The sequence below is a fragment of the Streptomyces sp. NPDC050560 genome (assembly GCF_044457285.1).
GTDB lineage: Bacteria > Actinomycetota > Actinomycetes > Streptomycetales > Streptomycetaceae > Streptomyces.
The window spans coordinates 1-12,779 of the sequence record NZ_JBITGT010000025.1; the positions used below are offsets into that span (position 1 = coordinate 1).

Annotated in this window: 11 protein-coding genes; 1 reads left to right on the top strand and 10 read right to left on the bottom strand. The window is 70.9% G+C overall.

Annotated features, from left to right (window positions below; all coding sequences use genetic code 11):
- Positions 1 to 284: 284 nt before the first annotated feature.
- Positions 285 to 1,880, bottom strand: coding sequence for an MDR family MFS transporter (locus ACIBIW_RS35345; RefSeq protein ID WP_399342414.1), 1,596 nt, complete (start codon positions 1,878 to 1,880; stop codon positions 285 to 287).
- Between the two features lie 159 nt (positions 1,881 to 2,039).
- Here ACIBIW_RS35345 and ACIBIW_RS35350 point away from each other — a divergent pair, with 159 nt between their 5' ends.
- On the top strand, positions 2,040 to 2,708 hold the full coding sequence (locus ACIBIW_RS35350; RefSeq protein WP_399342416.1) for a TetR/AcrR family transcriptional regulator: 669 nt from the start codon (positions 2,040 to 2,042) through the stop codon (positions 2,706 to 2,708).
- A 101-nt stretch (positions 2,709 to 2,809) separates the two neighbouring features.
- Here the strand turns inward: ACIBIW_RS35350 and ACIBIW_RS35355 are convergent, their stop codons facing one another.
- From ACIBIW_RS35355 to nadC, 9 genes are all read right to left on the bottom strand, one after another.
- Positions 2,810 to 3,460 carry a M23 family metallopeptidase gene (locus ACIBIW_RS35355; protein ID WP_399342418.1) on the bottom strand — a complete coding sequence of 217 codons (651 nt, stop codon included), beginning with the start codon at positions 3,458 to 3,460 and terminating at the stop codon, positions 2,810 to 2,812.
- A gap of 746 nt (positions 3,461 to 4,206) precedes the next feature.
- Complete coding sequence (locus ACIBIW_RS35360) at positions 4,207 to 6,732, bottom strand: ATP-dependent Clp protease ATP-binding subunit (RefSeq protein ID WP_399342420.1); 2,526 nt, start codon at positions 6,730 to 6,732, stop codon at positions 4,207 to 4,209.
- A gap of 1,077 nt (positions 6,733 to 7,809) precedes the next feature.
- Complete coding sequence (locus ACIBIW_RS35365; RefSeq protein WP_399342422.1) at positions 7,810 to 8,148, bottom strand: Lsr2 family protein; 339 nt, start codon at positions 8,146 to 8,148, stop codon at positions 7,810 to 7,812.
- A 254-nt stretch (positions 8,149 to 8,402) separates the two neighbouring features.
- Positions 8,403 to 8,933, bottom strand: a complete 531-nt coding sequence (locus ACIBIW_RS35370) for an amino-acid N-acetyltransferase (protein WP_399342424.1) — start codon at positions 8,931 to 8,933, stop codon at positions 8,403 to 8,405.
- A gap of 9 nt (positions 8,934 to 8,942) precedes the next feature.
- Positions 8,943 to 9,608: a BlaI/MecI/CopY family transcriptional regulator gene (locus ACIBIW_RS35375; RefSeq protein WP_399342509.1), complete on the bottom strand. Its 666-nt coding sequence runs from the start codon at positions 9,606 to 9,608 to the stop codon at positions 8,943 to 8,945.
- 265 nt (positions 9,609 to 9,873) lie between these two features.
- Positions 9,874 to 10,053 (bottom strand): hypothetical protein, encoded by a 180-nt coding sequence (locus ACIBIW_RS35380; protein ID WP_399342426.1) that lies wholly within the window; start codon positions 10,051 to 10,053, stop codon positions 9,874 to 9,876.
- Between the two features lie 69 nt (positions 10,054 to 10,122).
- Positions 10,123 to 10,791, bottom strand: a complete 669-nt coding sequence (locus ACIBIW_RS35385; RefSeq protein WP_399342428.1) for a hypothetical protein — start codon at positions 10,789 to 10,791, stop codon at positions 10,123 to 10,125.
- Between the two features lie 180 nt (positions 10,792 to 10,971).
- Entirely contained in the window at positions 10,972 to 11,769 is a 798-nt protein-coding gene (locus ACIBIW_RS35390) for a type III pantothenate kinase (RefSeq protein ID WP_399342430.1), read from the bottom strand.
- Between the two features lie 5 nt (positions 11,770 to 11,774).
- The gene (gene nadC / locus ACIBIW_RS35395) at positions 11,775 to 12,779 is read right to left on the bottom strand and encodes a carboxylating nicotinate-nucleotide diphosphorylase (RefSeq protein WP_399342510.1); all 1,005 of its coding nucleotides are present in this window, start codon (positions 12,777 to 12,779) and stop codon (positions 11,775 to 11,777) included.

Consider the following 12,779-nt stretch of genomic DNA (forward strand, 5'->3'; position numbering starts at 1 on the left):
CGTACTGGGCGTACGAGGGCGTGCCCGACAACGCGGCGAGCGTGCGTGCCGGGCGTCGCCCGGCAGACGGGACTTTCGCAACACCCCCTAGAAGCACACATTCCGGGACCGGGCGGGACACCGGTGGGCAACGGCGCCGGGGGCGCCCCGAACCGTACGTCTCCGTACGTCTCCGTACGGGGGCCGGAACGGGGGCCTGACATGCGAGGCCGGACATGCGAGACCCCCGCGCGGGCGACGGAGGCGCCGTGCGCGGGGGTCTTCGCGGACCGAGGGGAGACGGGTCAGACGGCCTCTGCCACCGCCGCGTCGTCTCGCACGGAGTCCCCATCCGTGCTCTCGGTCGGCTTCGGGGGCTCGCTGCCGCGCAGCGGGGTCTCCTTCACGAAGAAGGCGGCGACCAGCACCGCGACCCCGATGACGGCGCCCAGCAGGAACGCGGAGTGGGTGCCCGCGGCGACCGCGTGCTCATAGGCGTCACGCAGCGCGGCCGGGAGCTTGGCCAGGCCCGTCGGGTCGAGCTGGGCGGACTGGTCGGTGAGGCCCTTGCCCGCGGCCCCGGCGCGCCTGCCCATCTCGTCCTGGACACGGTGGTTGAAGAGCGCGCCCATGACCGCCACGCCGAACGAGGAGCCGAGCGTACGGAAGAGGGTGGTGGAGGACGAGGCCACGCCCATGTCCTTCATCTCCACGCTGTTCTGCGCGACCAGCATGGTGATCTGCATCAGGCAGCCCATCCCCGCGCCCAGGACCGCCATATAGAACCCGGAGGTGAGGCGGCTGGTGTCGGTGCCCATCTGGGACAGCAGGAAGAGCCCGGTGACGACGAGGACCCCGCCGACGATGGGGAACACCTTGTAGCGGCCGGTGCTGGTGGTGACCCGGCCCGCGATCAGCGAGACGCACATCATCGCCAGCAGCATCGGGAGCAGCAGCAGCCCCGAGTTGGTGGCCGAGGCGCCCTGCACGGTCTGCTGGAACAGCGGCAGGAACAGGGTGGCGCCGAACATCACGAAGCCGGTGACGAAGCCGATGCCGGACATCAGGGAGAAGTTGCGGCTGCGGAAGATGTGCAGCGGCACCACCGGCTCTGCGGCCTTCTTCTCGACGAAGAGGAAGCCCACGAGGGCGGCGACCCCGAGCCCGATCAGCTCCATGATCACGGCGGAGTCCCAGGCGTACTGCGAGCCGCCCCAGGTGGTGACCAGCACGAGCGAGGTGATGCTCACGGTGAGCAGCCCGGCGCCGAGGTAGTCGATGCGGCCCTCGGCCCGCTTCTTGGGCAGGTGCAGCACGGTGGTGATGGCGATCAGGGCGATGACGCCGAGGGGCAGGTTGATATAGAAGGCCCAGCGCCAGCCGAGGTTGTCGGTGATAGTGCCGCCGACGAGCGGGCCGCCGATCATGGCGAGCGCCATGACGCCGGACATCATTCCCTGGTACTTGCCCCGCTCCCGGGGCGGCACCAGGTCGCCGATGATGGCCATCACGCCGACCATCAGACCGCCCGCGCCGAGGCCCTGGAGGGCGCGGAAGCCGATGAGCTGGCCCATGTCCTGGGCCATGCCGCTGAGCCCCGAGCCGAGCAGGAAGATCACTATGGAGGTGAGGAAGCTTCCCTTGCGGCCGTACATGTCGCCGAGCTTTCCCCAGATGGGGGTGGAGGCGGCGGTCGCCAGGGTGTAGGCGGTGACGACCCAGGAGAGGTGTTCCAGGCCGCCGAGCTCACCGACGATGGTGGGCATCGCGGTGTTCACGATCATGTTGTCGAGCATCGCGAGGAGCATGGCGATCATCAGCGCCATGAGGACCACGCGCACGCTCCGCTGCCGGCCGCCCTCCTCCGGCGCCCCGGCCGCCTTTTCCTTCACTTCGGACATCGGCTCCACTCCCCCTCGGGCAGACTGAGAAAGACCGGGTGGGCGAGGACAGAGCCACAGAGACTTACTTGCCGCCCGGCTAGTTGGGTACACTGGAAACATAGCCGGGCTACTAGCCGGGCGTCAAGTAAGTTTGTGGAGAGTGCGAGGAGTCACGCCATGGACCACGGGAGGAATCAGCGCCGGGGAGACACCCGCCAGCGCATCCAGGACGTAGCGCTGGAACTCTTCCTGGAGCAGGGGTACGAGAAGACGTCCCTGCGGGAGATCGCCGAGCGTCTCGACGTGACCAAGGCCGCGCTCTACTACCACTTCAAGACCAAGGAAGCCATCCTCATCAGCATCTTCGAGGACATGGCGAGGCCGATAAACGAGATGATCGAGTGGGGCAAGCAGCAGCCGCACACCCTGGAGACCAAGGTGGAGGTGCTGCGCCGCTACAGCCGGATGATGCCGTACTCCGAGCCGCTGTTCCGCTTCATGCAGGACAACCAGGCGACCGTGCGCGAGCTGCGCATCGGGGAGATGTTCAAGGAGCGGATGCTGGAGCTGTACGGGCTGATGAAGGAGCCCGACGCGGAGCTTGCCGACCAGGTGAGGTGCGTCACCGCCATCTTCAGCATGCACGCGGGCGCCTTCGCGCTCCAGGAGACCGAGGGCGACCCCGAGGCCAAGCGCGAGGCGGCGCTCGAAGTCGCCCTCGGGCTCGTGGCGCAGGCGCACGGCGCCGAGATCCCGCCGCCGGCCGCGGCGGAGCCGACGGGACCGTCGAAGCCGAAGGCCGCGGGGCGCGCCCGGAAGTCGGAGGCGGCACCGGCGGCCCGGTGAACGCGCAACCGCCCCCCGCGGCACGGGACTCGATTCCCGGCCGCGGGGGGCGGTTCGCGTGGGCACCCGCCGCCGGGCGGGCGGGGCGGAGCCCCGGCCCGTCAGAGCTTCAGGCCGTGCTCGCTCAGGAACGTGACCGGGTTCACCGCGGAGCCGTAGTCCGGCGTGGTGCGGATCTCGAAGTGCAGATGCGGTCCTGTGGTGTTGCCGGTGTTGCCGGACTTGGCTATGTGCTCACCGGCCTTGACGCTCTGCCCGACGTGGACGTCGACCCGGGACAGGTGCGCGTACTGCGAGTACAGGCCGTTGCTGTGCTTGATCACGACGGCGTTCCCGTACGCGGGCCCGTCCCCGGCCCCGTTGCCCCCGGCCTTGACGACGACGCCGTCGTGCGCGGCCTTCACCGAGGTGCCGACCGGGATGGCGAAGTCCTGGCCGGAGTGCTTGTGGGCCCAGCGGCTCCCGGCCTGGTCGAAGGCGGCCGACAGCTTGTAGTGGTCGACGGGCTTGACCCAGCCGTCGGTCTTCTTGGCCTTCGCGGCGAGCTGGCCGTCGAAGTCCGTGGACTGCGTGTGGTGGGACGCGGCGGGGGCCGCGGCGACGTGGTCGGGCGTGGCGGCCGAGCCGGTGTCGGCAGCGGCCGCGGCACCGACGCCGAGCGCCGCAGAACCCGCGATACCCACGGCGATGACGGCCGCCCGGGCACGGAGCAGAGAGGCGGCGGGAGCGTGGAACCTGGCGCGCTTCGACATGCGGAGTACCTCCGGACATAAGGGGACCCGGCGTACATGGCCGTACAAGCCGGGCTGGCCAGACCTTGGTAACCCGGACCCCGCCCCGGCCCCAAACACCCCTCCTACTAGCCGGAGCCGTACGCGCCGCCGCCTCCCGCTCCCCGCACGCCCCGGCGGACAGCTCGTATCAAATTCAAAGATTTCCCATCAAAAGCCGCATTTGCCCACATCACCCCAGCCCTCGGGACCCCGCGCGACCACCGAAGAAGGACCGGGGAGCCGCCTGACCCGGGCGATCGCATGCGCCGTCCGCGCACCCGGCGGACTGCCGGGCCGCGCCGCCACTATTCCGGCTAGTACGGGCAGAAAAGCCTGTGTGGCACATCACCGCCAACCCCCTTTCGAGGCACGCCGAATGTGACCTGCGCTACCTCAACTCGGGTGCCGGGAGGGGGTGTCGTGGACCACATCCACGGCGCGCCGCATGCCGTGCCACGACCGCTCACCGGCCTTGGCCGCTCGGCAGGAAAAGAGACCGCTCTGCCGGTTTCACCGCGCTTACCGGCGTTACCCGCCTTGCCGGTTCGGGCAGTTCCGGGCACGCCCGTTATTCGGTCCCGGATTGCCGTCCGCGCCGTCGGGGAGTTACCCGCGCGGGATGGGAAGCGCCGGGGCGGGCAAACCCGAACGGGCAGGGACAGGCAGAAAGGGACCGCCGGAGGCGGAATGCCTCCGGCGGTCCCTCAGGCGGTGCTCGACGCGCCTTACGCTTCCTTGCTCAGGTTCGGGCCCGCGCCGCCCGCGGCCTGCTCGATGGGCGGGGCGTCGGGCAGCGTGCTCTTCTCCTCGCCGCGGAAGGTGAAGGTCTTGTTCTCGCCCTCGCCCTCCGTGTCGACGACCACGATGTGACCGGGGCGCAGCTCGCCGAAGAGAATCTTCTCGGAGAGCAGGTCCTCGATCTCGCGCTGGATGGTCCGGCGCAGCGGCCGGGCGCCCAGCACGGGGTCGTAGCCCTTCTTGGCGAGGAGCGACTTGGCGCTGCCGCTCAGCTCGATGCCCATGTCGCGGTCCTTGAGCCGCTCGTCGACCTTGGCGATCATCAGGTCGACGATCTGGATGATGTCTTCCTCGGTGAGCTGGTGGAAGACGACCGTGTCGTCGACGCGGTTCAGGAACTCGGGGCGGAAGTGCTGCTTCAGCTCGTCGTTGACCTTGGCCTTCATGCGCTCGTAGCCGGTCTTGACGTCGCCCGCGGCCGCGAAGCCGAGGTTGAAGCCCTTGGAGATGTCCCGGGTGCCGAGGTTGGTCGTCATGATGATGACCGTGTTCTTGAAGTCGACGACCCGGCCCTGGGAGTCGGTCAGGCGGCCGTCCTCCAGGATCTGCAGCAGCGAGTTGAAGATGTCCGGGTGGGCCTTCTCGACCTCGTCGAAGAGGACGACGGAGAACGGCTTGCGGCGCACCTTCTCGGTGAGCTGGCCGCCCTCCTCGTAGCCCACGTATCCGGGCGGGGAGCCGAAGAGCCGGGAGACGGTGTGCTTCTCGCTGAACTCCGACATGTCGAGGGAGATCAGGGCGTCCTCGTCGCCGAAGAGGAACTCGGCGAGCGTCTTGGACAGCTCGGTCTTACCGACGCCCGACGGGCCGGCGAAGATGAACGAGCCGCCGGGGCGCTTGGGGTCCTTGAGGCCCGCACGGGTGCGCCTGATGGCCTGGGAGAGCGCCTTGATGGCGTCCTTCTGGCCGATGACGCGCTTGTGCAGCTCGTCCTCCATGCGCAGCAGCCTGGAGGACTCCTCCTCGGTCAGCTTGAAGACCGGGATGCCGGTCGCCGTGGCCAGGACCTCGGCGATCAGCTCGCCGTCGACCTCGGCGACGACGTCCATGTCGCCGGCCTTCCACTCCTTCTCCCGCTTGGTCTTCGCGGAGAGGAGCTGCTTCTCCTTGTCGCGCAGCGAGGCCGCCTTCTCGAAGTCCTGCGAGTCGATCGCGGACTCCTTGTCCCGGCGGACGGCCGCGATCTTCTCGTCGAACTCGCGCAGGTCCGGCGGCGCGGTCATGCGGCGGATGCGCATCCGCGACCCGGCCTCGTCGATCAGGTCGATCGCCTTGTCCGGCAGGAAGCGGTCCGAGATGTACCGGTCGGCCAGGGTGGCGGCCTGGACGAGGGCCTCGTCGGTGATGGACACCCGGTGGTGGGCCTCGTAGCGGTCGCGCAGGCCCTTGAGGATCTCGATGGTGTGCGGCAGCGACGGCTCGGCGACCTGGATGGGCTGGAAGCGGCGCTCAAGGGCCGCGTCCTTCTCCAGGTGCTTGCGGTACTCGTCGAGCGTGGTGGCGCCGATGGTCTGCAGCTCGCCGCGGGCCAGCATGGGCTTGAGGATCGAGGCCGCGTCGATGGCGCCCTCGGCGGCGCCCGCGCCGACCAGGGTGTGCAGCTCGTCGATGAACAGGATGATGTCGCCGCGGGTGCGGATCTCCTTGAGCACCTTCTTCAGGCGCTCCTCGAAGTCACCGCGGTAGCGGGAGCCGGCGACCAGGGCGCCGAGGTCGAGGGTGTAGAGGTGCTTGTCCTTGAGGGTCTCGGGCACCTCGCCCTTGACGATGGCCTGCGCCAGGCCCTCGACGACGGCGGTCTTGCCGACGCCGGGCTCACCGATGAGCACGGGGTTGTTCTTGGTGCGCCGGGAGAGCACCTGCATGACCCGCTCGATCTCCTTCTCGCGCCCGATGACCGGGTCGAGCTTGGACTCGCGGGCCGCCTGGGTGAGATTCCGGCCGAACTGGTCGAGGACCAGGGACGTCGAGGGGGTGCCCTCGGCGGGGCCGCCCGCGGTGGCGGTCTCCTTGCCCTGGTAGCCGGAGAGCAACTGGATGACCTGCTGCCGCACGCGGTTCAGGTCGGCGCCCAGCTTCACCAGGACCTGGGCGGCGACGCCCTCGCCCTCCCGGATCAGGCCGAGCAGGATGTGCTCGGTGCCGATGTAGTTGTGCCCCAGCTGAAGGGCCTCGCGGAGCGACAGCTCCAGGACCTTCTTGGCTCGGGGGGTGAAGGGGATGTGGCCCGACGGGGCCTGCTGGCCCTGGCCGATGATCTCCTCCACCTGCTGGCGGACAGCCTCAAGCGAAATCCCGAGGCTCTCCAGGGCCTTAGCGGCGACACCCTCACCCTCGTGGATCAGGCCCAGGAGGATGTGCTCGGTGCCGATGTAGTTGTGGTTGAGCATCCGGGCTTCTTCCTGAGCCAGGACGACAACCCGCCGCGCACGGTCGGTGAACCTCTCGAACATCGTTAATCGCTCCTCAGAGCGGTCAGGCAGTTAGGGGACGCTCCCCTCCCTGTCCTTCCGCAGCTTAGTCCCGCAAGCGGGGACCGCTCATTCCAACTGCCGGGATCGTCCGGATCACTCCCCGCCGCGCGCGGGGAAACACCGGCGCGACCGCCGACAATTGCTCCAACCCGATGGTGCGAGACGATGTTCCCGCAGGCCAGGGTGTTCGCCGTCGTACCGGTACGCCGATGGCGAACGGGAGCCGGTCCCGTCCTGCGTGTCGCCCCTCCCCACTAGGAATGTCTTACCCGCAGTCACGGACTCTCCATGCCATGCACACCGGGTGGCTCCGCTACGGGCGAACAGCCTTGCGCGATGGAATTGGACGCGCATTAGCGCCGGGTGCACCGTACGCGCTATTCCGGTTACGGGTGGTGATGATCGACGGGGGTGCGCGGGGCGGACGCCGCGGGGGCCGTGGCGGGCGCGGCGCGCGGCGGGCGCGTGGAGCGCCGCGGGGCCGTGGAGCGGCGCCTCGTAGCAGCGTGCGCGGGGCCGCGCGGGACGCCGTTGCCCGGGTACGGGGCCCGGTCCCCGGGGCGTCCAGGGGCCGGGGCGCGGGGGCGGTGGGGCGGCTCCGGTTGGGCGGGAGCGCGGGGGTGCGCCCGCCGCGGCGGCCCGCCCCTCGGGGCGGTCGCCGCCGTCGTGGCGGACGGGGTGTGGGGAGACGGCGTACGGCACGCGCGCAGGGCGGCCGTACGGTGTGCGGCGTATGGGGCCTTCGTACCGAATCCCGGCGGGAGGGCGTCGTTCCTGTCGTGCTCGCCGCCTTCGCCGCGCTCGTCATGCTCGCGGCGCTCGTCGTGCGCGCCGTTTGCGCCACCCGCGCCGTGCGCGGGCGGTCGCGCCGCCCTCGTCCCGGCCCGTCCCCGCCGGGCGGCAGGGGGCCGGGGCGCACACGCGCGGGGCCGCGCGGCCCGTCACCGCGGCCGGCGGTGCCGCTCGGCGGCCGTGGTGCCGCGGGCCGTCGCGCGCCGGGCCGCGGTGGCCCGGCGGGTGCGGACGTCGGACGGGATACGGCGGGTACCGCTCACCTCAGCGGTGGGCGTCCTCGTACGCCTGGCGGATGTTGGCGGGGACCCGCCCGCGGTCGTTGACCTCGTAGCCGTTCTCCTTGGCCCAGGCGCGGATCTGCGCCGTGTCCTGGCCACCGCCCGAAGACGCCGCACGCGTCCGGCCGCGACCGCCGGTGGCACGGCCACCGGTGCGCCGACCGCCCTTGACATAGGGCTCAAGGAGACCGCGGAGCTTGTCGGCATTCGAGGTGGTGAGGTCGATCTCGTACGTCTTGCCGTCCAGCGCGAACGTGACGGTCTCGTCCGCCTCGCCGCCGTCGAGGTCATCGACAAGAAGGACCTGAACCTTCTGTGCCACCGTAATTCCTTTCATCGATAACGTCCGGGTCGGAGCGTACGCGGCACCCGCCGCCGTTTCGCCCTCCCCTTGTTATATGCAGCCCTGGAGTACACGCACTACACGGAGTACTTGGAGTACGCGGAAAGCAAACCGCTTTTCACTGGAAAACACAAACCCCCGGGAGAGACCGATGCCCCCAAGAACCCAGGAAACATGCGCGTTTCGGACATAGGGGCACTCGGGTCGAGTGACGGGGGGAATACCGTCGGCGATCACAGATGCAGAAGCATCCGGCTGTTGCCCAAGGTGTTCGGTTTCACTCGTTCGAGACCCAGGAACTCGGCAACGCCCTCGTCATAGGAACGCAGCAGCTCACTGAAGACATCCGTGTCGACCGGCGTCTCCCCGATCTCGACGAAGCCGTGCTTGGCGAAGAAGTCGACTTCGAAGGTGAGGCAGAATACGCGCCGAACACCGATCCAGCGGGCGGTACCGAGCAGCTTCTGGAGGAGTTGGTGACCCACGCCCGAGCCCCTGACCACGGGGTTCACCGCGAGGGTGCGTACCTCGGCGAGGTCTTCCCACATCACGTGCAGCGCGCCGCACCCGACGACCTGCGCGTTGTCGTCGCGCTCGGCCACCCAGAACTCCTGGATGTCCTCGTAAAGGGTCACCGTCGCTTTGTCGAGCAGGATGGCCTTGTCGACGTAGGCGTCAAGCAGGGTGCGCAGCTCGGGCACATCGCTCGTCCTGGCGCGCCGTACCGTTACGGCATATGTGGTGGGCCCGGGCTCTGAAGGCATGCTCGGACGCTATCGCCCGCCGGGGCGACCGCCTGCGGCGGGGTTGTCCGAGCGGCCGTTACCGGAAGGCCGCGTTCTCTTCACGGCTTCGGTGCGTCCGGAGGCTTCGCGGTGTTCGGGGGCTTCGCGGTGTTCGGAGGCTTCGGACGCGCCGGGGTGTTCCGTGTTGCCCGCGCCGTCGGCCGTGTCAGCGTTGTCAGCCTTGTCAGCAATGTCAGCGGTGTCGGCGCCGTGCACGCTGTCGGCCCCGTCGGTGTTGTCGGCGCGGTCGGCGTTGGCGGTGGCCGGGGTGTTGTGACCGTTCTCGGCGCCGACGGGATTCCCGCCGTTCTCGGGGGGCGACGGGTTCTCCGGGTCCTGGACCATGCGGACGGCGTCGCGCAGCGCCTCGCGCTGCACCGGCGACATCATGCCGAAGAAGGCGACGAGCGCAGCAGCGGGGTTGTCGCTGCGCGCCCACGCCTCGTTCATCAGCGCGGCGGAGTACGCGGCCCGGGTGGAGACCGCCTGATATCGATAGGCGCGGCCCTCCGCCTGGCGGCGGACCCAGCCCTTCTGATGGAGGTTGTCCATCACGGTCATCACGGTGGTGTAGGCGATGGACCGCTCCTGCTGGAGGTCTTCCAGGACTTCCCGGACGGTCACGGGGCGGTTCCACTTCCAGATCCGCGTCATGACCGCGTCTTCGAGTTCTCCCAAGGGACGAGGCACACGAGCACCATAATCGCGAAAGCCGTCCATAGCATGATGAACATGGCCTTCTCGACGAAGAGTCATATCTCGATCGATTCGGCCCGAAAGGGATCGCCTGTCCTCCGGGCGACGGGGGCGCGGGGGATCGCGCGGCGTCGTGCCGCGTGGCCGAATCTTTACGGTGCCGGGAGGCGCCAGGGCACCGTCCGTGGGGCCGGGGCGGGGCGCGCCGACCGGGTGGCGCGGGTCAGGAGCGGGGTTCGCCGGTGGCCTGGCGGGCGCGCTCGGCCCTGGCGATGGCGGCGTCCACGGCCGCGTCCTCCTTGGCCTTGTTGGGGCCGCCCTGCGACTTGACGATGGTCACGATGAGGCCGACGAACAGGGCCGCCATCACGACCGGGGGCACGAGCGCGGAGACGTAGTCCATGGCTTCAGGGTAGCCAGCGCCCTCTGACGGCCCCGCCCGGGCCCGGGTCCTGGCGGGGCGCGCGGCTCCTCAGACCGCCACCCGCTGCCCCGGCGGGTTCGACGGGGGCGCTGGCCTGCGCTTCGGGGGGAAGACCTCGGCGGGGGTCGGGACCGGGCGGTTCGGGGCGGGGCGCTCGCCGGGCGCCGAGGGCTCGCGGCCCGGCTGCTCCGGCTCGCCCTCGTCGGGCTCGTCGGGCTCCTCGGGCTCCCGCTCCCCCGGGCCCGCGGCGCGCCCGCCGGGCAGCGCGGTGAGCACACGGCGGCGCTCCTCCGCGGGCCGCGCGGGGGACGGCACCGCGGCGGCGCCCGGGACGCGGGGCAGCGCGACGAGGCCGGCCCGGCAGCGGTCGAGGAGGGCGCTCGCGGCGGGGTTGCCGCGCAGCGCGCGCAGGGCGGCGAGGTCGCCCGGACCCGGGCGGTGGCCCGCGTCCAGGGCCTCGCGCAGCAGCGTGAGGTAGCCGGTGACGGTGCCGGGCAGCGCGGCCCGGTAGCGCGCCAGGTCGGCCAGGAGGAACTCCCGCTGCCGCGCGCCCTCGCGCACCGCCTCGTCGACACGCTCCGCGAGGTGGTGACACTCCTGGACGTCCTGCGCTGAAGCGGAGCTTGGGTGCAGGGCAAGGGCGAGGGCACGGCGGAGCACACGCAGCTCCCCCGCGCCGAACGCCATGCCGCCTCGGGTTCCGTATGGCGTGGGCATGAAGCGACGATAGGGGCTAATCGGACAAAAAGTCTTCGGCCACGCCGGGCGGGCGGGGCGGCCACACGGACACCCGGGGGACCCGCCCGCGCCCCGCCGCCGCCCCGCGCGGACGGCGTGGCGTGAGCACGACCGGCATCGACGGCACGACCGGCACGACCGGCCGCGGTCGCGGCCGGCTCACAGCCGGGACACGTTGCGCGCGTGCACCAGGCGCAGGCCGATGAGGGTCAGCCAGGGCTCGTGCTCGTCGATCACGGTGGACTCGCCGAGGACCATGGGGGCGAGGCCCCCGGTGGCGATGACGGTGACGTCGTCGGGGTCGTCGGCCAGCTCCCTCGCCATGCGGTTGACCACGCCGTCGACCTGGCCCGCGAAGCCGTACAGGATGCCCGCCTGCATGGCCTCCACGGTGTTCTTGCCGATCACGCTGCGCGGCCTGGCCAGCTCGATCTTGCGGAGCTGGGCGCCGCGCACCCCGAGCGCGTCCACGGAGATCTCGATGCCGGGGGCGATCGCGCCGCCGGTGTACTCGCCGCGCGCGGAGACGGCGTCGAAGGTGGTGGCGGTGCCGAAGTCGACGACGATGGCGGGGCCGCCGTACAGCTCGACGGCGGCGACCGCGTTGATGATGCGGTCGGCGCCGACCTCCTTGGGGTTGTCCACCAGGATCGGCACCCCGGTCTTGATGCCCGGCTCGACGAGCACCGCGGGCACGTCGCCGTAGTAGCGGCGGGTGACCTCGCGCAGCTCGTGGAGGACGGAGGGGACCGTGGAGCAGACGGTGATGCCGTCGATGCCGTCGCCCAGCTCCTCGCCGAGCAGCGGGTGCATGCCCATGAGGCCCTGGAGGAGCACCGCAAGCTCGTCGGCGGTGCGCCGCGGGTCGGTGGAGATCCGCCAGTGCTCGACGATCTCCTCGCCGTCGAACAGGCCGAGCACGGTGTGGGTGTTGCCCACATCGATCGTCAGCAGCATGGCGCCTACTCCGCTCCGGCCTCGGGGGCCCCCTCGGTTTCCCGCAGGTCGAGCCCGATGTCGAGGATGCGGGACGAGTGGGTGAGAGCGCCCACCGAGAGGTAGTCGACGCCGGTCTCGGCGTACGCGCGCGCGTTCTCCAGGGCGAGCCTGCCGGAGGACTCCAGGGTGGCGCGGCCCGCGACGATGCCGACGGCCTCCGAGGTCTCCTCGGGGGTGAAGTTGTCCAGCAGGATCAGGTCGGCGCCCGCGTCGAGCACCTCGCGGAGCTGGTGCAGGGTGTCGACCTCGACCTCGATCGGGACCTCGGGGAAGCGCTCGCGCACGGCCTTGAACGCCTCGGCGACGCCGCCCGCGGCCACCACGTGGTTGTCCTTGACGAGGGCGGCGTCCGACAGGGACATCCGGTGGTTGACCCCGCCGCCCATGCGGACCGCGAACTTCTCCAGGGCGCGCAGGCCCGGGGTGGTCTTGCGGGTGTCGCGGACGCGGGCCGCCGTGCCGTCGAGGACGTCCGCCCACGCGCGGGTGGCGGTGGCGACGCCGGAGAGGCGGGAGAGCAGGTTGAGCGCGCTGCGCTCGGCGGTGAGCAGGTCGCGGGTGCGGGCGGTGACGCTCAGCAGCCGCCGGCCCGCCGCCACCCGGTCGCCGTCCTCGGCGAGCCGCTCGACCTCGAACTCGTCCGTGCACACCACGGAGAGCACCGCCTCGGCCACCCTGAGGCCCGCGACCACGCCCGCCTCGCGCGCGACGAAGTCCGCGGTGGCGACGGCGTCCTCGGGGATGGTCGCCTCGGTGGTGACGTCGACGCCGTTGTCCAGGTCCTCGGCGACGGCCAGGTTCGCCACGTCCTCGACGAGCAGCGGGTCGAGCCCCTGCTCGGCGAGGAGCTGGGCGAGCGCCGGGTCGAGGCCGCACTCCATGGGGTCGTCGTGGCCCTCGCCGCCGTGGCAGGCGCAGCCGTCGCCGCAGCCGCCGGAGGAGGCGAGGGGAAGGTCGGGGGTAGTCAC

Coding starts and splice junctions, on each gene's coding strand:
- ACIBIW_RS35355 (WP_399342418.1), bottom strand. CDS start 3,460: ATGTCGAAGCGCGCCAGGTTCCACGCTCCCGCCGCCTCTCTGCTCCGT.
- ACIBIW_RS35345 (WP_399342414.1), bottom strand. CDS start 1,880: ATGTCCGAAGTGAAGGAAAAGGCGGCCGGGGCGCCGGAGGAGGGCGGC.
- ACIBIW_RS35360 (WP_399342420.1), bottom strand. CDS start 6,732: ATGTTCGAGAGGTTCACCGACCGTGCGCGGCGGGTTGTCGTCCTGGCT.
- ACIBIW_RS35385 (WP_399342428.1), bottom strand. CDS start 10,791: ATGCCCACGCCATACGGAACCCGAGGCGGCATGGCGTTCGGCGCGGGG.
- ACIBIW_RS35370 (WP_399342424.1), bottom strand. CDS start 8,933: ATGCCTTCAGAGCCCGGGCCCACCACATATGCCGTAACGGTACGGCGC.
- ACIBIW_RS35380 (WP_399342426.1), bottom strand. CDS start 10,053: ATGGACTACGTCTCCGCGCTCGTGCCCCCGGTCGTGATGGCGGCCCTG.
- ACIBIW_RS35390 (WP_399342430.1), bottom strand. CDS start 11,769: ATGCTGCTGACGATCGATGTGGGCAACACCCACACCGTGCTCGGCCTG.
- ACIBIW_RS35375 (WP_399342509.1), bottom strand. CDS start 9,608: ATGACGCGGATCTGGAAGTGGAACCGCCCCGTGACCGTCCGGGAAGTC.
- ACIBIW_RS35350 (WP_399342416.1), top strand. CDS start 2,040: ATGGACCACGGGAGGAATCAGCGCCGGGGAGACACCCGCCAGCGCATC.